The sequence below is a fragment of the Aquimarina macrocephali genome, assembly GCF_051627225.1.
Taxonomy (GTDB): Bacteria; Bacteroidota; Bacteroidia; order Flavobacteriales; family Flavobacteriaceae; genus Aquimarina; species Aquimarina macrocephali.
This window is the reverse complement of record NZ_CP151795.1, coordinates 5,594,356-5,615,551: the sequence shown is the minus strand read 5'-3', so window position 1 is coordinate 5,615,551 and position 21,196 is coordinate 5,594,356. Positions and strand designations below refer to the sequence as shown.

General features: G+C 33.1%; 16 protein-coding genes and 1 riboswitch. Of the genes, 12 read left to right on the top strand and 4 right to left on the bottom strand.

Annotation, left to right across the window (positions count from 1 at the left end):
* Positions 1-17 precede the first annotated feature (17 nt).
* A riboswitch (cobalamin riboswitch) is annotated at positions 18-316 on the top strand.
* A 78-nt stretch (positions 317-394) separates the two neighbouring features.
* Positions 395-2,338 carry a TonB-dependent receptor plug domain-containing protein gene (locus tag AAFU52_RS24765; protein ID WP_438424141.1) on the top strand — a complete coding sequence of 648 codons (1,944 nt, stop codon included), beginning with the start codon at positions 395-397 and terminating at the stop codon, positions 2,336-2,338.
* Between the two features lie 73 nt (positions 2,339-2,411).
* On the opposite strand, the gene AAFU52_RS24760 is transcribed toward AAFU52_RS24765, so the two are convergent.
* Complete coding sequence (locus AAFU52_RS24760; protein WP_024772387.1) at positions 2,412-3,857, bottom strand: S41 family peptidase; 1,446 nt, start codon at positions 3,855-3,857, stop codon at positions 2,412-2,414.
* A 227-nt stretch (positions 3,858-4,084) separates the two neighbouring features.
* On the opposite strand from AAFU52_RS24760, the gene AAFU52_RS24755 reads away from it, so the two are divergent.
* The 4 genes from AAFU52_RS24755 (at position 4,085) to AAFU52_RS24740 (ending at position 6,310) form a co-directional block, all read left to right on the top strand.
* Positions 4,085-4,594, top strand: coding sequence for an RNA polymerase sigma factor (locus AAFU52_RS24755; protein ID WP_024772388.1), 510 nt, complete (start codon positions 4,085-4,087; stop codon positions 4,592-4,594).
* Positions 4,581-5,021: a hypothetical protein gene (locus tag AAFU52_RS24750; RefSeq protein WP_024772389.1), complete on the top strand. Its 441-nt coding sequence runs from the start codon at positions 4,581-4,583 to the stop codon at positions 5,019-5,021. The genes AAFU52_RS24755 and AAFU52_RS24750 overlap by 14 nt, the downstream gene beginning before the upstream one ends.
* A gap of 70 nt (positions 5,022-5,091) precedes the next feature.
* Positions 5,092-5,631: a DUF4252 domain-containing protein gene (locus tag AAFU52_RS24745; protein ID WP_024772390.1), complete on the top strand. Its 540-nt coding sequence runs from the start codon at positions 5,092-5,094 to the stop codon at positions 5,629-5,631.
* Between the two features lie 133 nt (positions 5,632-5,764).
* The gene (locus AAFU52_RS24740; protein WP_024772391.1) at positions 5,765-6,310 is read left to right on the top strand and encodes a DUF4252 domain-containing protein; all 546 of its coding nucleotides are present in this window, start codon (positions 5,765-5,767) and stop codon (positions 6,308-6,310) included.
* Between the two features lie 72 nt (positions 6,311-6,382).
* Here the strand turns inward: AAFU52_RS24740 and purB are convergent, their stop codons facing one another.
* Positions 6,383-7,726, bottom strand: a complete 1,344-nt coding sequence (purB, locus tag AAFU52_RS24735; RefSeq protein WP_024772392.1) for an adenylosuccinate lyase — start codon at positions 7,724-7,726, stop codon at positions 6,383-6,385.
* Positions 7,727-7,847: 121 nt separating this feature from the next.
* Positions 7,848-8,402, bottom strand: a complete 555-nt coding sequence (locus tag AAFU52_RS24730) for a hypothetical protein (protein ID WP_024772393.1) — start codon at positions 8,400-8,402, stop codon at positions 7,848-7,850.
* A 468-nt stretch (positions 8,403-8,870) separates the two neighbouring features.
* Between AAFU52_RS24730 and AAFU52_RS24725 the strand changes: the two genes are divergently transcribed.
* Positions 8,871-9,395 carry a heme-binding domain-containing protein gene (locus tag AAFU52_RS24725; protein ID WP_438424136.1) on the top strand — a complete coding sequence of 175 codons (525 nt, stop codon included), beginning with the start codon at positions 8,871-8,873 and terminating at the stop codon, positions 9,393-9,395.
* A 216-nt stretch (positions 9,396-9,611) separates the two neighbouring features.
* Here AAFU52_RS24725 and AAFU52_RS24720 read toward each other — a convergent pair whose 3' ends face one another.
* Positions 9,612-10,289, bottom strand: coding sequence for an SIR2 family NAD-dependent protein deacylase (locus tag AAFU52_RS24720; RefSeq protein ID WP_024772395.1), 678 nt, complete (start codon positions 10,287-10,289; stop codon positions 9,612-9,614).
* A gap of 696 nt (positions 10,290-10,985) precedes the next feature.
* Between AAFU52_RS24720 and AAFU52_RS24715 the strand changes: the two genes are divergently transcribed.
* From AAFU52_RS24715 to AAFU52_RS24690, 6 genes are all read left to right on the top strand, one after another.
* On the top strand, positions 10,986-11,723 hold the full coding sequence (locus AAFU52_RS24715; RefSeq protein ID WP_438424132.1) for a LytR/AlgR family response regulator transcription factor: 738 nt from the start codon (positions 10,986-10,988) through the stop codon (positions 11,721-11,723).
* A 410-nt stretch (positions 11,724-12,133) separates the two neighbouring features.
* Entirely contained in the window at positions 12,134-12,289 is a 156-nt protein-coding gene (locus AAFU52_RS24710; RefSeq protein ID WP_438424130.1) for a hypothetical protein, read from the top strand.
* A 333-nt stretch (positions 12,290-12,622) separates the two neighbouring features.
* Positions 12,623-14,671: a tetratricopeptide repeat-containing sensor histidine kinase gene (locus tag AAFU52_RS24705; RefSeq protein ID WP_438424128.1), complete on the top strand. Its 2,049-nt coding sequence runs from the start codon at positions 12,623-12,625 to the stop codon at positions 14,669-14,671.
* Between the two features lie 85 nt (positions 14,672-14,756).
* On the top strand, positions 14,757-15,428 hold the full coding sequence (locus tag AAFU52_RS24700) for a response regulator (protein WP_024772398.1): 672 nt from the start codon (positions 14,757-14,759) through the stop codon (positions 15,426-15,428).
* A 1,179-nt stretch (positions 15,429-16,607) separates the two neighbouring features.
* Entirely contained in the window at positions 16,608-19,712 is a 3,105-nt protein-coding gene (locus AAFU52_RS24695) for a sulfatase-like hydrolase/transferase (protein ID WP_438424125.1), read from the top strand.
* A 976-nt stretch (positions 19,713-20,688) separates the two neighbouring features.
* Complete coding sequence (locus tag AAFU52_RS24690; protein ID WP_438424123.1) at positions 20,689-21,189, top strand: hypothetical protein; 501 nt, start codon at positions 20,689-20,691, stop codon at positions 21,187-21,189.
* Positions 21,190-21,196: the final 7 nt, after the last annotated feature.

The window sequence follows — 21,196 nt, the reverse complement described above, 5'->3', positions numbered from 1 at the left end:
ATTCCATAAAATATAATACATTCGCGCAGAATTTTGGTTCTGATACTCCTTTCATGGGAGTTGAGGATTAAAAGGGAATCAGGTACAATGAAGAATGAAGTTAGCATATAAATCTCGATTTTTTTAATTTTTAATCGTATTTCTGAAGTTTAACATCGTAAATCAATATTCCTGAGCTGTTCCCGCAACTGTATGCTGTGTCCATCATTAAAAAGGATGCTTGTTGTTAATACTTTATAACCACTGCTCGTTTGACGATCGGGAAGGTAAACAACAAGACGCGAGCCAGGAGACCTGCCTTTATTCATTGTAATCAAACTTTCGGGACAATTGTTTGGGTATGGGTAAACTACATACTTTTTTCCGGTAATTGTAAAAATTAAGTGTTTAAGTAATGAACAAAAAAGTATTTTTTGGAACAGCATTTTTAATGTTGGGATCATCTGTTGTATTTGGACAGGAGATCCAAATAGATGAGGTAGTTAATGAGCTAGACGAGGTGGTTATTTCTGACTCTAAGTTTAGTTTGAAACGAGAACAAAGCGGTAAGGTAATTACTAAAATTACTGCTAAAGAACTAGAACGTAGCCAGGGGCAATCTGTAGCTACAGTACTTGCAAGAGCAACAGGTTTGTTTATTAATGGTAACGGTAGCGCCGCTGGGCAAGACCTTGGTGTTTATGTGCGTGGAGGGCGTAATCGTCAGGTAGTTATTAGAATTGATGGGGTAACAGTTAGTGATCCTTCTACTTCTTCTGGAGATTTTGATTTACGATTACTATCGGTTAATCAAATACAGGAAATTGAAATTCTTAAAGGAGCATCGAGTACTTTATATGGTTCTGGAGCTGCGGCTGCGGTAATCAATATTATTACAAAATCTGAAAGTAAGAAAAAGATATCTGCTAGTTTTCAATCCAGTATAGGAACGAATCAATCTCAGGAAGATCAGGATTATGATATTAATGAATTTATAAACCTTGCATCGATTAACGGAACCTTGGGAAAAGTAAGCTATTTGGCAAGCGTAGGAAATCAGTTTAGTGATGGATTATCGGCAGCAGAGACCGAAGAAGCAGAAAGCGATGCATTTTCTAAATTTAATGTATATACCAAGTTAGGATATCGATGGAATGATAATTTTAGATTTCATTTTTTTGGAAATTTAGATCAATATAAAAATGATTTCGATGCTGCGGCAGGAATAGATGGAGACAATCGGTTTGAGAGTCAACAATTAAGGGCAGGATCTTTTTGGGAGATTAAGTACCCTAAGGGTAGTTTTACATTTACAAACAGTTTTGCATCCTTAGAAAGAGATCTTACCAAATCTAGCTTTCCTTCAAAATATGAAGGTAATGTACATACTTTTGATGCATATAATAAATATACCTTTAACAATACATTGCATACGGTTATTGGAGCAAATGGTTCGTATAGTAAATTTAGCCTTGTAAATATTCCTTTTGGTACTACAAATCTAGAAGAGACAATTAGTGATACTGATGCAGAGTTTGATATTATTGATCCTTATATTAATGTAGTATATGCTTCAGATTTTGGTTTTAATCTAAATGCAGGAGCGAGATATAATATTCATAGTACCTATGATAATCATGTTGTTTATACTATAAATCCATCATACACCCACACATTTGGAGATAATTATATTAAAGGATTAGCATCATATAGTACCGCATATATCACTCCGTCATTATTTCAGCTATATGATACGGCCTTTTTTACAGGAAATCCAGATCTTAAACCAGAAGAGAGCACAACTATAGAAGGAGGAGTTGAATTATCTCATAAGAAGAAAGCTACGGTGAGTGTAGTTTATTTTAATCGTAAATCAGAAAACTTTATCACTTTTGATCCTACTACTTTTGTGAATTTTAATTCACCCGACGATATTAAGGTAGATGGAGTAGAAGTAGAGGTGTCGACAACAGTTTTAGAAGACAAACTATCTGTAAAAGGGAATTATACCTATACTAATATTGACAAATTAGACGATAATATCAGAATTCCTGAACATATGATTAATGCTAGTATTGGTTATCAATTAGGAAAAAAGACATATACTTCGTTAAACTATCAGTATAATACCGAGCGTACAGATAACGATTTTGCTAATACAGACCCGGTTACTTTTGCCCCAACACAAGTTTCTCTTGATGGTTATGGTATATTAGATTTTTATATTAGTCACCGACTACTAAAAAATCTAAATATTTATGCAGCGATGCATAATATTACCAATGAAGATTATCAGGAGATTTTAGGATTTAGTACCAAAGGTAGAAATGCCAGAGTTGGAATTAATCTGGAATTCTAAATATTATAACCCGGGTTTAATCAAAAACTCCTGAACGAATAGTTCAGGAGTTTTTACTTTTTTAGAGATTATATTATTCTGCAGTGGGAAGATTGTTATCCCGATACATACGTTCATAAACGGGAGAAAACATTTTACTATTTCCAACACTTTCTAATTGTATTATATTATAATTTTTAGCACTTTTTGTACCTAAAATATTATCTATTGCAGCTTTAAAAAGAGGTTCATTTTCATCACCTAAAACCCCAAGATTAGAATAATCTTCTTCGATTTCTACTTCTGGAGAAAAACCACCGTGATAATCTGTAAAACCAACAGAGTTGCTGGATTTAAGAACTAAAGGTTGCATAGCATATGTATGTCCAGTGTTAGCACCTTGTCGTCCAAAATTATCAGAATCATATAATGTTATTGATGCTTGAAATTTTCCTCTTGTAGTGGCTCCTACCTGGATCACATTTATATGTGGGTCAAGCCCATTAATTACCAACTCACTAGCAGAAGCAGAGCTTCTAGTAGTTAAAATATAAATTCTACTTAAATTAAGACTATTAATGGCTTCACCTGTTCTGATTTGATTGTCAAAAAGATTGGTGCTTCCAAACTGTGCCTGTCGATCAGAGTTCCATTCTTCTGTCGAAAAAACCTGACCATTAAATTGCCCTGTAATCATACTCGATAAATCAATTGAAGTTGTAACAGATCCACCACCATTATATCTCAGATCTAATATTAAGTCACTTACATTATCAGATACAAATTTTCCAAAGGCAGCATTAAGTTGAGTATCAAAATCTGCAGTAAAAGAATTATACATAAGGTATCCGACAGGGCTACCACCTACATCAATAGTTTTTGATATAAAAACAGGATTCTCGGTATATTGAACTTTGGTAAGTGAAATAGAAGTTCCTGTCGAGGTAACATTGGTACCATCAAAAGTTGCCAGACCTATGCTGTAACTATCAGTGCCTAATAGTCCTCTAAAATTTTGATCATTTATTTGGGTACCATTAACCGTATTAAAGATATCTCCTCTTTTTACTCCTTTGGCGGCTGCATCAGTCCCAGGTAGTACATAACGCACATACCCAAACACAAGAGACTGGTCGTTTGGATAACGTACAAGACCATACTCCATACCATTATTCTTTGTAATACCGTCAAAAGCTTGTTCTAATGCAATATAGTCATCTACAACCCAGCTAAATTGATCAACTTTTACTTGCTCTCCGCCCACCAATACTGTTTGTTTAGATTTTAATTCTTCAAAAAGTGCTTCAGGAGTAGAAAATCCTTCTAAAAATTGTATGTATTCCTGATTAGAAGGAAAACGATTATTTGCCAAATCAGGGACATCTGCTTTGTATAAGTAATAGAGATTTAATCCTTTCCAGATAAAATCATTTATTTCTGGTGCACCAGAAACACGGGGTACATCATCGTTATCATCAAAACATGCCGTAAGCAGGTTACCAACGAAAAGCAATAGTGCAAAATACTTTATGTACTTCATCTATTTTTATATTTATTGTTTTTATTTGCCTAATGAAATTCATCAATAATCATTCCGAGAAGAATAAAAATGATAGTTATACTTATTTCATATTGACCTTACTTCTTAGTATAAAGCGATAAATGTAACTACTTTATTATAATTTTAAAAAAGATTGTAACAAATTACTTAGATAGTCGTCTCCCTTATATAAAGCTGACAAAGTTTTATGAAAACCACCAACCAAAATGAAAGAAGGAGCATTTATAACGCTTACAAACGGATTTAAAGATAAGCTTTTTAGGTTAGCTAAACGTTTGCTTGTAAGTAATGAAGAAGCAGAAGATGCTACACAAGAAGTATTACTGAAGCTATGGAAGAATAAGAGTAAAATGGCTGAGTATAAAAATGTAGAAGCTTTTGCGATGACAATGACTAAGAATTATTGTTATGATAAGCTTAAGGCAAAAGAAACAGGAAACCTAAAAATTGTACATAGTAATTATAAGGACGAGAGACCTTCATTACAACGAGAATTAGAAGCTAGAGATAGTTTAGATTGGGTTGGTAAGATTATGGATAGTCTGCCAGAACAACAACGAATGATTATCCAACTTAGAGATATAGAACAATATAATAATGCAGAAATAGCAGATATGCTGGGGCTTAATGAAACAGCAGTTAGGGTTGCATTATCAAGAGGAAGAAAAAAAATTAGAGTAGAATTATTAAAAAAACACAATTATGGAGTTGTCTAACATAGAAAAATTACTAGAGAAGTATTTCGAAGGCGAAACCACCGTTTCTGAAGAAAAAGAATTAAAGGTTTACTTTACCAGAGAAACTGTGCCGTCGCATTTGGAGAAATACAAAGATCTATTTCAATATTTTTCTGAAGAGAGTACCATAACGGCTACCAAGGATCTAAAATTAAATACCAGTAGTAGAAAATCCAGATACGCCTGGATGGGTATTGCAGCATCAATAGCTTTGATTGCAGGGATATTTTTAACAAATATGCCACCAAACCCAGACGAAGCTCTTGGAACATATGAAGATCCAGAAATAGCTTTACAAGAAACCAAAAAAATCCTCAATATGGTTTCGCAATTAATGAATGAGGGCAAACAGGAATTAGTGTACCTGAACGAATTTGAAAACACTACCGAAAAATTAACAAAATAAATACAAACGACTACCTGAAAAACACTGTTGATAAAACAGGATGTAGTAAGGGAATTAAATTTTAAATATTATGAACAAGTTAGCAATTATTTTAGCCTTTGCAATATTACCATATGTGTCTAACGCACAAAGTAATTTTGATAAATATGAAGATATGAAAGGCGTATCTTCTGTAGTAGTAACCAGTAAAATGTTTAAACTACTAAGTAAAATTGAATTAGAAAGTAATGATGCCGAAGTACAAGAGTACATGAATCTGGTAGAAAACATAAAAAACATCAAGGTCTTTGCTACAGAAAACAAAGAAGTAGGACAGAAGATGAGAGCAGATGTAAGTAGTTACCTTAAGAGTTCTTCTCTAGAAGAGTTAATGAGAGTAAAAAGTGACGGGAAAAATGTAAAGTTTTACTCTAAGCCAGGAAAAGATGATGATCATGTAAGTGAATTGTTTATGTTTCTTGATGGAGTACAAAATGATGGAAACGGACCCAATACTGTAGTGCTTACTATAACAGGAGATATTGATTTAAAACAAGTCTCTAAGATTGCAGATCACCTTAATGTACCTGGTGGGGAAGAATTAAAGCACGTGAAAAAGAAAGGAAACTAATTAGATATTAGGTATAAAAAAGATCCAGATTTCTTCTAACTGTGAGGTTAGAAGAAATTTGATCTAAAAACATCAATCAAAAATAATCAATCAACCAACCCACCAGTTTAGGCAGGTGAAAAAAATAATAGAAATGAAAAATGTGTATAAAATTTTAGGCATTGTAAGTATATCTCTAATGATGAGCTGCAGTAGCGAACCTTCACTACAAAAGTATTTTGTAGACCACCAGGGAGATGCTGATTTTATAGCCGTAGATGTACCGACTAGTCTTTTGGATAAAGAAACCATAGAACTTAATAGTGACGAGAGAGAAGCATTAGAAAGTATAAAAAAGGTCAACTTTTTGGCTTTGAAACTTACTAAAAGTAATCAAGGTAGATACGAAGAAGAGAGCGCAGCGATAAAAAAGATATTAGATACTGACACCTATGAAACCTTAATGCGATTTGGATCAGACGGAACCAAAGCGGTACTTAAATATCAAGGAGAAGAAGATGATATCGATGAGGTTATCGTTTTTGCCAAAAATAATGAAAAAGGACTAGCATTAGTACGTGTATTGGGAGATAATATGAGACCCGAAAAAATGGCTATGCTTATGAAATCTGTAGAAAAAGGTAAAATTAACCTTGATGCTTTTAAAGAAATAGCACAGACTATTGATATTGATGATTAATCAATAATAACAATATAAAAAAAAGAGGCTGTTGAAAAACAGCCTCTTTTTTTTATGGTTAAAATCTATTACTTATATCCCTGTATAATTAGAAGGTGTAATTTGTTTTAACTCTGATTTTATAGGTTCAGAAACATCAAGAGTTTCAATAAAGTCAGCAATAGAATTTTGATTTATCTTTTCGTTAGTACGAGTAAGACCTTTTAGTGCTTCATAAGGATTTGGATATCCTTCTCGTCTTAGTATAGTCTGTATAGCTTCTGCAACAACAGCCCAGTTATTTTCAAGATCTTCTGCAAATTTATTTTCATTCAGTAAAAGCTTGTTTAATCCTTTCAGTGTAGCCTGAAAAGCAATCAGCGTATGCCCGAATGGTACTCCGACATTTCTAAGTACTGTACTATCGGTAAGATCACGTTGTAATCGACTTACAGGTAGTTTTGCAGCAAGGTGCTCGAATATAGCATTTGCTATCCCCAGGTTACCCTCGCTATTTTCAAAATCAATAGGATTTACTTTATGCGGCATAGCCGAAGAACCAACTTCTCCTTTTTTTATTTTTTGTTTAAAATAATCCATAGATACATAGGTCCATACATCGCGATCCAGATCCAGTATAATAGTATTAATACGTTTTAAACCATCAAACAGTGCAGCCATATGATCATAATGCTCAATCTGAGTGGTAGGGAAAGAATGATGAAGTCCCAATTTTTCTTGTACAAAATGAGTCCCAAAAGCTTTCCAGTCGATATCGGGATAAGCAACTTTATGTGCGTTGTAATTTCCTGTAGCCCCGCCAAATTTTGCTGCACTTGGTATATCTTTTAATAAATCAAATTGTGCTTCGATTCTGGTGACATATACCTGAAACTCTTTTCCTAATCGGGTAGGAGAGGCAGGTTGACCATGAGTACGAGCAAGCATAGGTATGGCAGACCATTCTTCTACCAAAGATTTTAGTTTTGTTAACAGTGCATTGTACTCTGGGATATAAACACTACTAATAGCTTCCTTGATACTTAATGGTACCGCAGTATTATTAATATCCTGAGAGGTTAATCCAAAATGGATAAACTCTTTATATTGTTGTAGCCCAAGAGCATCAAATTTCTCTTTGATAAAATACTCTACAGCTTTTACATCATGATTGGTAACTTTTTCAATGTCTTTTATTGCCGAGGCATCCTCACTAGAAAAAGCAGTATAAATCTCTCTTAATTTATCAAATAACGAGGTTTCAATGCCTTGTAATTGTGGTAGCGGTAGCTCGCATAAGGCGATAAAATATTCAATTTCTACGAGTACACGATATTTGATTAAGGCTTCTTCACTAAAAAATGCACTAAGAGATTTGGTCTTTGATGCGTAACGCCCATCTATAGGTGAGATTGCTTGCAAAGGAAATAATGACATAATTTTCTTTTTTTTGAAGCTGCAAAGATAATTTAATTAATTGCGAATTACGAAGTACAGGCTATGAATTTTGAAAGTTTGAGGTTTCCGCCACCCTGAGTTTGTCGAAGGCCTGATTCCTTTACCCAATTTTTTTCAAGACCATTCGAGAGCGTGCTTTATAAGCTGCGCTACCTGTATTGTAATTATTCTCTAGTGTTATTTTAAGTTCGGGATGTACCCATTCGAATTCTGTACCCAATAGATATAAGGATGTCATGGCATATGCTTTTGGAGCCACTTTTTGATCTGTGATGATCCAGTCGAAGCATAGTTCTGTTATTTTTTCGCGATGTACCTTAGTTAGGGATGCTCTCACTTTAGGATTCTTTTTTTGGTAATAGGCAATGCTTAGATATTCAAATATTTTTGCCATTGGTCTTACAGCAGGATGTTGATATACATTAGGCACAATGCTAATCAACCGATCAAGATAAGGGAGGATAGCTATAAGATCGTGCTTACATAAAAATTCGAGTCCCCAGGAAGCTCTACACGAGATTTCATCATCTACCTGGGCACATATGTTTAATAAATCAGGAAGCAATGCCGGATTCTCAAGGATTAAATTAGCAAAATGCTTCCTCTTTTCACGAGAATGATCTACGGTAGTTAATACGTCTTCGAGCAATATCATAAATAATAGATGTCTTCAGAATAGAAGATTATTAGGTACTTTGATGATTCTTTTCAATTTCAAAAATAAGCGAACTCATTTAAATTTTTTGGTTTTAAGTGAAAATTAAATGTTTTTAGTTTTGTTGAAGGCTTTTTTGATTTGCATAGCAGGGCTACGGAAAGAAAAAAAAATAAAAACAGGGCTGAAAACAACAATTTTTTAGCAAATCGAAAAAGTTTAAATGAGTTCAATAAATAAAAATATGGATCCCAAATGCGATCAGCATTCGGTAAGTTAAATACTCTAAAATTGAAACCTTGATCTGGCCTGGGATGATAAGGGGGATTAATCTTCTGCAAACCCGAATTAATAATAATTACTTGTTAAAACCGTTATGTCTTCTATAACAGACAATTATCATCTCATTGGGGTTAAGCCCATATGGAACACTTGTTTTTGGTAAGTGTCTTTTTAAAGAACAACAAAATGATAAAAAGAATTCTTTTTCTATTCGTGTTGGTTTTTTTGATATCACAGTTTTTAAGACCAACTAAAAACGAAGCAAGCTACGATAGTATTGCTACGTTCGAAGCGACTACAACCGTTTCTGCAGAGGTTAAATCAATTTTGCAGAATCAATGTTATGATTGTCATAGTAATGTCACAAGATATCCCTGGTATATGGAGGTTAGTCCTGTTTCGCATTGGATGGCCTATCATATAAAAGAGGGAAAAGAACATTTTAATGTCTCTGAGTGGGAGTTCTATACCGATAAACAAAAGGATCATAAGCTAGAAGAGTTTATAGAAATGATAGAGAAGAAAGAAATGCCTTTAGAATCTTATACCTGGATGCATGGTAAACTACCCGCTAATGATGCAGAAAAACTAATCAATTGGGCCAAAGAAACCCGTGAGACAATAACCAAAGGTAAAGAGAAACCACAGGAAAAAGCAACAGATTCGTTGCCTGTAAAAGTATCAGATTCGACTGTATTGGATAGTATTTAGCACTGTGTTTTGTTGTTTATGTGTCATCAAACTCAGGATACACACTATATTTCATTATTCTTGTCATTCCAGTGTAGACTGGAATCCACTTAGGAATATACAAAATATGGATTATGATCTTTAATTTACCCTGAACTCCTCGACAGGCTCAGGGCAAGGAAAGAAAATGAAAATAAAGTTGAATCAAAGTTATTTAATTTAAACAGGAATAAATAATCACCCTAACAACTCTTCTACCACTTTAGCAACTCCTGTAGTAGCTTTCTCTGATAATATGGAAAGATGCTCTGTTGGAGAAATTGCCGGATTGGGATCGATAAAATAAACAGGTGTTTGATGCCTGGCATATTGTAATAGTCCAGCAGCCGGATATACCTGCATAGATGTGCCAATAATCATAAGAATATCTGCCTGCTCTGTAATCTCTATAGCCAGATCCATCATAGGCACAGCTTCACCAAACCATACAATATGAGGTCTTAATTGAGAATTATGCTCACAATGATCCCCGAGAATCAGGTCGTGTTTCCAGTCGAGTACTAATTGTTCATCAAACTGACTTCGCACTTTTAGTAATTCGCCATGCAGATGTATAACATTATTGCTTCCTGCTCTCTCATGTAGGTCATCTACATTCTGAGTGATGATAGATACGTTAAACTTGTCTTCTAAAGCTACCAGATCAAGATGTGCTTTGTTGGGGGTTACTGTATGAAGTTGGCTACGTCTTTTATTATAGAAATCAAGAACTAATTCTGGATTATTTCTCCACCCTTGCGGAGAAGCCACTTCCATAACATCATGTCCTTCCCAAAGCCCATTGGCGTCTCTAAAAGTATTGATCCCGCTCTCTGCGCTAATTCCTGCTCCTGTAAGTACAACTATGTTTTGCATAAGGTTGATATGATTTGTGATTTTATTGTAACCGCGTTGTGCATTTGAGATTTTTAACTTGAAATTCGTCAATTCGAGTGCTTCGACCAGAGGTAGAAGTGTATCGAGAATAGAATTTTAAATCAAAAAAGCTATTCTCGATAGTCCTGCTGAGCTTGCCGAAGTGCAATTTTTCTTCATTCTATTCCAAAAAACCACTAGAATTGACACTTTTTTATACTATTAATTTCTAAATGTACAACGGATTAATATAATGTAAATCTAATATAAAAATACGTTAATTCGGCTGCCGAGCTTTAGTGCTACACTCTAATTAATGCCTTTTCTTATTTCAAAAACCTTATGTTAAATTCATAAATAGAAGTTAAAAATAAACAGATTTAAGTGATTTATCCTCAAAAAAGAATAATCCACAAGTATTTTATCGCAATTTTTTGACTTCTAAACGTGGTTTTTTGCTTTTTTTAACAAATCCATATGTGTATTGTTAAATTCCTTCATTTAGTTTATTTACAATTTTATCCGATAAAGAGCGTTTATGTATCGATAAAGAACATTATGTAACCCCCTGACACCAAAGGGCTTCCGTAATTTTATTACGGTTTTACCGTATACAATAAAAGTGTAAATACCCTATCTTGTAAGTAGAATAATTCAGCATATATTAACCGACACAAATTTTTTAACTCATACCCTATGAAATATCCTTATGTAATCATTGATAATGATCAGAAAATTGCAGATTCTATCCAAATCTCTTTAGAAGAGCAGCCAGATTATATCTGCACAGGAATAGCAAAAGACGAGCAGGATGCATTGGATTTAATTTTAGAGAGAAGACCCAGACTTGTTTTTTTAGAGCCAGAAGTACCAGGAATAGATACGGTAACGACAAAATATTCTTTGATGACCGAGCTTTCTAAATATATGACTCGGTTACCAGAGTTTATTGTAATCACCAAAACATCAGATTATGCGATAGAAGGCATACGTAATAGAATCATGGATTATATCCTGAAACCTTTTAGTAAAGGGCAGATAAACAGAACCCTAATGAGGTTTGAAAAAGACTTTGGCCAGAGCGGGGATAATACCCTGTGTTTTAAGTCTTATGGAGATTATCGATTTGTAGATGTAGATGAAATATTATACCTAAAAGCAGATAATAATACCACAGATTTTATCATGAGTAACGGTACTAAGGTAGAGGCGTTTAAGACCTTAAAACATTTTCAAAACCTGTTACCAGATCATTTCGTACGTATACATAATAGTTATATTATTAATACCGATTATGTATCCAGGATACATTTTGGAAAAGCAAAATGTGCCATCAAAAATACAGATGATTTGATTCCCTTCTCAAAGTCCTATAAAAACAATGTAGAAGAAATCAAAGACTCCTTAGCAAAGAAAAGTTTGATCTATATATAAAATAGATTGGATTCGTATATATAGCAACCGATAAATTGTAGGATTTATCGGTTTTTTTATGGGATAAAGCCAGTAATAGTATTATAAAACCGTTAGTACTGCGTTTCCTACAAAAAGGGTGAATTTAAAAAAAGGTTCATTTACCCGTATAATCGGTTCATGTACATCTCATAGACGACCAGTTACTAAACACACCTTAATATATTAGGCGCGAGGGAGGTATCGAGCTACATTTGTAGTGTACAATTAGAGATACACATCATAAAAAATGTATATAAAAAGAGTACTCTAAAAAATAAAAGTCGTCTGCGCAACGACAACCAATAATTAAATAAAAATAAACATACCCCGTTAAAGACTTAATGTCTTTTGAAAAGTAAATAAATATTCAAACTAAAAAAACTAACATTATGAAAACTATAAAAACAATATTCGCTATACTATTCTTAAGTACTATGTTTATCGCTTGTGAAGCAAATGCCGTAAATGATGAAGTAGGGATTGAGCTAAATGATACTGTTGGTGATGAAAGTGATGAAGATCATGTAGCACCTGAGAAGGGATAACAAATAAAAAAGATTTTAAAAATATATTTTGATAACTAAAAAGCTAACACTATGAAAACTATAAAAACACTATTTGCCATATTATTTTTAACTACGATGTTTATGGCTTGTGAAACGGATACTATAAATGAAGAGGTAGGATTAGAAATAAATGATCAACTTGCTGATGAAAGTGACGAGGATAATGTTGTGCCGGAAGGTAATCCAACTCCGTAAATAATATATATATATATAAATAAAAAAAGAGCTTTAACTTTAAAGCTCTTTTTTTATACTATTTTTTTGTTGAAGTTAAATTGATTAATTTAGATTGAAAATAACTTAACTATTATAATGATTAAAGGTTTCAATAAATTACTTGGAGTATTTTTGATATTTGTTCTATTATCTTGTGGTAAATCAAATGAAATTATAGAAGATGAAGAATTGAAATCTAATTTGATAACTTCCTATATGGAGGAAGCTCAGAATAGTGAATTTTCAATTGATAAAAGAAAAGCTAATTTAGATAGAGCTTATAATATGAGCTCCACACTTGAAGATGGAGTTTATAAGAGAAGTACAATTCAAGATATTTCCATAGTTTATTATGCATTAAAAGACTATGAAAACTATAAAAAAATGAATCAAAAAGCATTGAGATTATCAATTTTGATTAATGATTCATTAGGTATTGCTACATCGTATGGAAATTTAGGGATTTATTATAGAGCATCAAAAATTGACAGCGCATATTATAATTTTGAGCAATCAGAACAGATTTATTTAAAAATGACTGGATACGATTATAATCATGGAAAGGTACTAATTGATTTAGCTCAAATATTAAGAAAAACTAAAGATTATACTGAGAGCGAGTCTCTAACGGTAAAGGCAATTGAGAAGTTTGAGTCATCCGGGAATAAGAAATATTTACCTTTATGTTATACGAATCTGGGAATACTAGCTAAATCTTTAGAACATTATGATAAGGCTGTTGAATATCAACAAAAGGCAATAGAATATGCTAAAGGAACAAATAAAGAGGTATTACAAACCTTAATATCACTTAATAATATAGGCACGGTTTATAAATCTCAAAAAAAGTATGATAGGGCTAAAGAAACTTATCGTAAAGCATTATCGTATACAGAGTTTTTGAGTAAAAACCCGAAGCGACATTCTCTATTGTTAGATAATTTGGCATATGTAAATTTTTTATCTAAGGATACAGTTGATATCCCTGATTTGTTTTATAAAGCTTTACACATACGAGATAGTATTAAGAATCAATATGGTATTATTACTAATACTTTACATTTGGCAGAATACTATCAATCGATTAATCAAGATAGTATTGCCAAGATATATGCAGAACAATCCCGAGATTTGTCATTAGAATTACAAAATAACGAAGAATTGTTACTGGCGTATCAGCTGCTATCGGAAATTTCAGATAGCAAAGAAGGCTTGGGATATGCTCAAAAATATATAGCATTAAATGATAGTTTGGTCAAAGAAGAACGTTTGTTTAGGGATAAATTTGCTCGTATTAAATTTGAAACAGAGGAAATCGTAGAAGAAAACCAACAAATTAGTAGAGAAAATCAAATTCTAATTATTGCGATCCTGGGCTTAACCGCCTTATTTTTATTAGGGTATATTATCTTTAGACAACAGCAGAGTAATAAAGAACTACTGTTTGCACAAACCCAGCAAGAATCTAATGAGGAGATCTATCGTTTACTGCTTAATCAACAGATCAAACTAGAAGAAGGTAGACAGATGGAGCAGCAACGTATGTCTGAGGAGTTGCACGATGGGGTACTGGGTCGATTGTTTGGAGTACGGCTAAGTCTTGATGGGATCAACCAACGTGCCAATGATGGGTTTACAGAAACCAGGAATAAATATATAGATGAACTTAAAGCCATAGAAAAAGAAATACGATTGATCTCTCATGATCTGGGTGCAGAAACCTTACCGTCTGATGTGGCTTATATCGATGCAGTAGAAAACCTGATCAAGGATCTGTGCGAAGTGCATAAAATAAAGTTTGAGTTTAATAATGATGAGGATATCGATTGGGAGGGCATAGACGACCAGAAAAAGGTAAACTTTTTTAGGATTTTACAGGAGTCTATGCAGAATATCTTTAAACATGCGCATGCAGATCATATAAAAATTAATTTCGAATATGTGGATAGTACCATAAATCTTACTATTTTAGATGATGGAATAGGATTCAAAACAAATAAGGTTAAAAAAGGAATTGGTTTAAAAAACATTACATCAAGGGTCAGTCAGATGAATGGAGAAGTTCAGTTTCTTAGTAATGAAGACATGGGGACAACAGTATCGGTACATGTACCCATAGAAGTCAAAGTCGAAGAAGTGTACTAAATAATCTATGCTCATACTATTTTGAGTAGAATCAAGTTTAAATAGTAAGGGGCTAATTTTAAAACCTAAAACAATAAATTTTAAGATGAAGAAAAAGCTAAAAGTTCTTATGATTGATGATCATCCTATGATTATCGAAGGGTATAAAAATACCCTATTAGGAGAAAATCAAAAAGAATATCAAATTAAGATTGACATCGCGTCTAATTGTGATGATGCATACGCCAGTATTGTAAAATCTTCAGAGACGGTTCCTTATGATATGCTTTTTGTAGATATTAAATTACCTCCTTCTTCTGATGGGTCGATTACCTCTGGCGAGGATTTAGCAAAGCATGCAAAAGAGCTGTTGCCTAAATCAAAGGTGATTATCTTAACTATGCATAGAGAAGATCATAGAATACATAATATACTTAAGAATATTAATCCGGCAGGATTCTTAATCAAAAGTGATCTTACTTCTAGCGAATTGTTATTAGCCTTTAATAACATCTTAAAAGGTAAAGCATATTATAGTGCTACGGTAAATGATCACTTTAGAAAAATGATGACGAACAAATTTTCTTTGGATGAGAAAAACCTAAAGATTTTATATCATTTATCTCGTGGTGTTAAGACCAAAAACTTACCTAATTATGTAAGTTTATCATTAAGTGCAATCGAGAAAAGAAAGAATCAGATTAAAGAGATGTTTTCTATTGCCAAAGCAGATGATCAAATGTTATTAGAAGAAGCTCGAAAAAGAGGATTTATATAAAAGAAATAACTAATACGATATAAAAGAGGCCGAATTCTAAGTTAAAACTTAGAATTCGGCCTCTTCTTTTTATAAGGTGTTTAATACTATAGATAGTTTCAGCGTCAGGTCGAGTGATTTTTCGTAGTATAACGAAGAAAAATAGTACTTCGACGGCCTGTCCTGATTTTATCGAAGGGCTCAGCAGGGCTATCGAGACCCTTTTATGATTATTAAGGATTACCTGTGTTTAACTGGAATCTACATTAAAATAAAATGATTATTTGTAAATACGTATCCTTCTTATTTTTTGGATTTTACTTGTATTCAAGCATATAAATATATGATATACGGTTTTACCCTACTTATTTTGAGGGTTTAAATTGCTCTTAATCAAAGTTTTATACATACATTTATAATGTTAAAAAAAACTTAACATAAATATTGATATCAGATAGTTCATTTAAAGACAATAGTATCTACCCCACTATATAAAGTCTTTTTTTAAGTATGCTATATCATCTGGTATCCAATACAATTGTCATAATGTAAATAATACTAATCATGTACCCAATCTCATGTTTAGGTTAATGAGCTAATTTTTAGATATTAATTAAATTATTCTACTTATGACTAAATTTACTTTTTTCTTAGTAAAGATGATGCAAATGCTTTTTAAGTCATCTTTTTACCTCGTATATAACATCTATGCTATTTGTATTAGATCTGATTCTTTTTCGGATCTAAAAGCAATTGATATGACCGATTATAGCACCTCTTGAAGAATATGAGAGTGTACATGCAGAATTAGAATATGAACCAGTTTGTTATAATTATATAGTGTTAAAAAACAAGATATAAAAAACACTGCAACTGTAAAACTTTGGCGAGCCGACAAAAGCAGTGTCTGGAATAGAAATACTATTTACAATTTTAGAAGTAATACACATCACATGATGTCTTCTAAAAAATAACTCAGATTATTTTTTTGAGTTAGTGGTTTCCCAGACCTGATAATGATTTTCCTTTCTAAGTATAGAATCCTCCCAAAGATCAGTATGATAATATGTTAGTATAGAAGTTACAAGGACTTCGTTTACTACTGCATATACTATTAGTATAAGACTTTGATAAAAAACAAAATACATAAACAACTAATCTATCCAATCATAACGATTGTAAATTTTAAACCATTAATCTATGAAAACAACAACCAAATTTTTATTACTCCTACTCTGTATTGGCATTAGTAGTTCAATCTATTCTCAATCTCCAAATATTGTGGTGATTATTGCCGATGATATGGGGTGGTCACAAGTGAGTACGGGAGCAACTAACCTTAACAATCCCAGTGATTTTTATGAGACACCAACTTTAGAAACACTGGCTACTCAAGGTATTGCTTTTCCACAGGCCTATGTAAACGGAGCAAATTGCGCACCGACCAGGGCAGCAATTTTAAGTGGACAATATGCATCAAGACCAGATAATAATGTATTTGCAGTAAACGGTTTAAATAGAGGAGGAAATTCTACACTATTAGTAGGGCCTAGTCAAGGGCTTTCTAACGGAGAAGATGAAATTCCTGCTAGCGCGATTACCATAGCAGAGACCATAAAAGCAAGTGGATATACAACAGCTCATTTTGGAAAATATCATTCTGGAGGAAGCATGAGTAATGCACCTACCGATCAGGGGTTTGATTTTAATTATGGAGGAGGTTCTCCCGGAAGCCCGGGAAGTTACTTTGCTTCGCAATCTGGTGGGGTTTGGACTTTTCATAATAATATAGGTCCAGAACTGGATCCATACGCAGCACCATATACATTAAGTGAATCGATGGCACTTGCCGGAGATAGCTCTCTAGACGGAACAGCAAAACATGTAACCGATGCAATGGCAGATGCTGCAATCGATTTTATGAATACAAATAATACATCTCCATTTTTTATGCATTTTAGTAACTATGCAATACATGGTCCATGGGGTCAGGCAAACGCAAGGCCTGATTTATATGCCAAATATGTGGCTAAAAACAATACGAACCCTAGCCAGATGGGACATACAAATATTGCTCAGGCGGCAATTGCAGAAGGAATGGATCAAACAATAGATAGACTTGTTGATTATCTAAAAACAACAGCAGATCCCAGAAACCCTGGTCATATGTTATCAGAAAATACATTAGTATATTTTATTTCTGATAATGGTGGTGCGATAGGAACAGATGATAACGGCCCTTTACGAGGAATGAAAGGAGAGCATTATGAAGGAGGAGTACGATCAGTTACTATAGCGTGGTCAGAAGGTTTATTGGCAAATACAGGAACAGTTAATGATACTCCTATTATTGCTTTTGACCTGTACCCAACACTTGTAGAAGCTGCAGGAGGAACATTACCAGTAGGATATGATATCGATGGTGTAAGTCAATGGTCTATGTTAACCGGTACGAATCCTAATCTAAATAGAGATGCTATCTACTGGCATTTTCCCGGATACCTGATTGACTCTAAACGAGATCAAAGACCTGTGTCTATCATACGAAAAGGAGACTACAAATTGATTCATAATTTTGAAACAGCTTCTTATGAAATGTATAACCTAATCACTGATATTAGCGAAGCCAATAACTTATTATCAGGAAGTCCTGATAATGCAACATTAACTATAGCAAATGATTTAAGTACAGATCTTCGTAACTACCTTATTAATATATCGGCTCCTTTACCAACGTATCGAAGCAGTGGACTTACGGTTCCGTTACCAGAAATTATCCAAATCAACCCACCGGTTGTGAGTTGTGTTGAGCCTGATACGTATTTGGCACTTTGGAATTTTGACGTTGGAGTAGATGCAAATGATGCTTCTTCAAATAATAATGATCCCCTTTCTACTATAGGAACATTAACTTATGATGCAGTAGATTTTAAAGAAGGAGATCGATCTTCGGTATTTGATGGAGCAACCAAAATACAGTATAGCCAGAACCCTGGCCCATTTTTGATCGCATCGATGTCGCAAAGAAGTGTTGCTATGTGGATAAAACCAACAGCCTTGTCTGGTATCCAGAATCTTTTTGAAGAAGGAGGAGGGGTTAGTGGAGTTGTATTGAGATTAAATGGATCAAACCTGGAATCTATAGTAAGAAATAGTGCTACTGTTTCTGATAGTCATAGTGTAGCTTTTCCAAATGATGGAGATTGGCATCATGTTGCTGTTGTATATAATGGCGGGAGTACCAGCCATAACCTATATATAGATGGTGTTTCTGCTGCTTCTAGTAGTGCAGCTCCAAGTTCTGTTCCTACGCACATAGGATCTGGAGGAATTGGTGGTGTACAGAAAAAAGATAGTTATGGAGAAACTTTAGATAATTTCTATACAGGAAAAATGGATGCAGTTGTTGTTTATGATTTTGCACTTTCTGCTGCACAAGTTATCACATCAGGATGTCTTCCAGATCCGAACCCTTCACAATGTACATATGCTGTTATTAACTCAGAAGATTTTGAATCTGGATGGGGCGTATGGTCCGATGGCGGATCAGATGCAAGAAGAAGTTCTAGTGATGCAGCTTATGCAAATTCGGGAACATACTGTATAAGATTACAAGATAATACGTCTACATCGGTGATGACTACTTCTAATTTTGATATGACAAGCTATGAAGAATTAACGATTAATTTCTCGTACTACTGTAGAAGTATGGATAATAGTAATGAAGATTTCTGGCTTCAGATATCAACAGATGGTGGAGCTAATTTTACGACTGTAGAAGAATGGAACCAGTCTGATGAATTTGTAAATGACCAACGTTATAATGATCAGGTAATAATCCCAGGTCCTTTTACAACAACTACTCAAATTCGATTTAGAGCCGATGCATCTGGTAATTCAGATTGGGTATATATAGATGATGTGGTGATTAATGGATGTAGTACTCCAGCAGCTTCTATGACTAGTACATCAATAGTTAACGATGTACAACCAGAAGCAGAAGTACAACCAGAAGCATTAGTCGATGAGCAGGCGGTAGAAGAAGAAGAAATGATATCTAAAGAAGATATGTTTTCGATATACCCTAATCCATTTGGAAACCAGATCTATATTACTTCAAAACAAAATAGTGACCAAAATACAGAAGTAGAGATATTTAACAATTTAGGACAATCAATATTCTTGAAATCATATACGAATCAAGAAAGAATAAAAGTGCCTACTCAGGATTTATCTACAGGACAATATTTTATAAAAATAAGTGTTGGCGATACTATAATTCAAAAACGATTGATCAAGATGTAGTGTTAATTATATCTGATCATATGATCCGTAAGGTATGAGTGTGAAGTAAAAGAGGTTATCAATTTGATAACCTCTTTTGTTATTTGATAATTGAACTTCTAATATGTGACTTGAACAACATAATTTAGTTAATAAAATTAGTGTTAGACAGGACCCTTCGATAAACTCGGAATAAGTTTTTTGGAGACCTAATAAAAACTAAATATTAAATACATTTTGATAGCCTTAATTTGGCAATAATAATTCAAAATCTCTTAACTAATTGACATTAAATACGTGTAGATTACTTTTTTTAAAAATAGATCATGAATTCGTAGGATTGCTTTAAATTCTTGCCTTTTATCCCGAAAATTAGTGATTTCAACCTGTTTTTATGGTAAAACCGTAATTATTTTGGTGTTTTAAAACACTCATAATCAAAGTTTTATGTATACATTTATAATGTTAATAAAAGCATAACGTAAACACATTACTTAAAATAGATATTGCTTATAGAAAAAATTACGCTAGACATTTTATTTCTTACCCCTCGATGTCCCAAATGTGTTATTTTTTTGATAGCTATTTAGAACAGAAAATTACAGCAATATGACTGTGATGCATTATAGTATTTATTTGCCCGTAGATATTATAGTTAGTGAACTTTATCAATAAAATAAATTGCTTATGGATAGCACTACTTTTATTTCATTCGTGAAATGTGTGATGATGTTTTTCTCATCTGATTTTTTCATACGCAAAATGTATACTACTATTTTGAAAACACAATATAGGTGATTTTCAAAATCTGTTAATGAACAATGCTTTGTTGTATAGTAATGTAGGAAAAAAAGATATTTTTTGTATTGATAATATACCTAAAATAATAATGAGAATATAGAATAACAAAATAACAATCCCGGAATTGTAAAACTTTTGGCGAGCCAGCAATACCAGGGATCTGAATAACGATCAATTTAATACTAAATTAACCATTATGAGGCTTCATTTTTTTACATCAAAAGATGTTCAAAGGTCTTCTTCTACGAAAGATAGTTTTTCTGGTGTCTATACGAATTATGTTCGAAAAATAGATACCCTATCCAACTACAATATCATAATTTTGATAGGAGCGATTACTCTTCTATTAGTATTATATTCCTTTATTGCATACTCCTTTTTAGAGTCTTCTTCAGTTCTTTTACTTAAAAGCGATTATCGTACCAATATACATACAGAAAATAGTACTGCCTTTAAGGATAGTATAGATACTCATCTATATACGTATAGACATAAAAATAATACATATAGTACTACTCGTATCTTAAAAAATAATGCAGTAGGTACTGTTCATACTTCTTTTCAGAAATATTTAAGATCAATTCAGCTAGACTACACATCGGTGGAGAGGATCAAACTATTATGTATTTCTAAAAGAATAATAGATGTGGATTCTAATAAATCCCTCCAGAATAATAATAAAACAATTTTATCATAAATAGCTT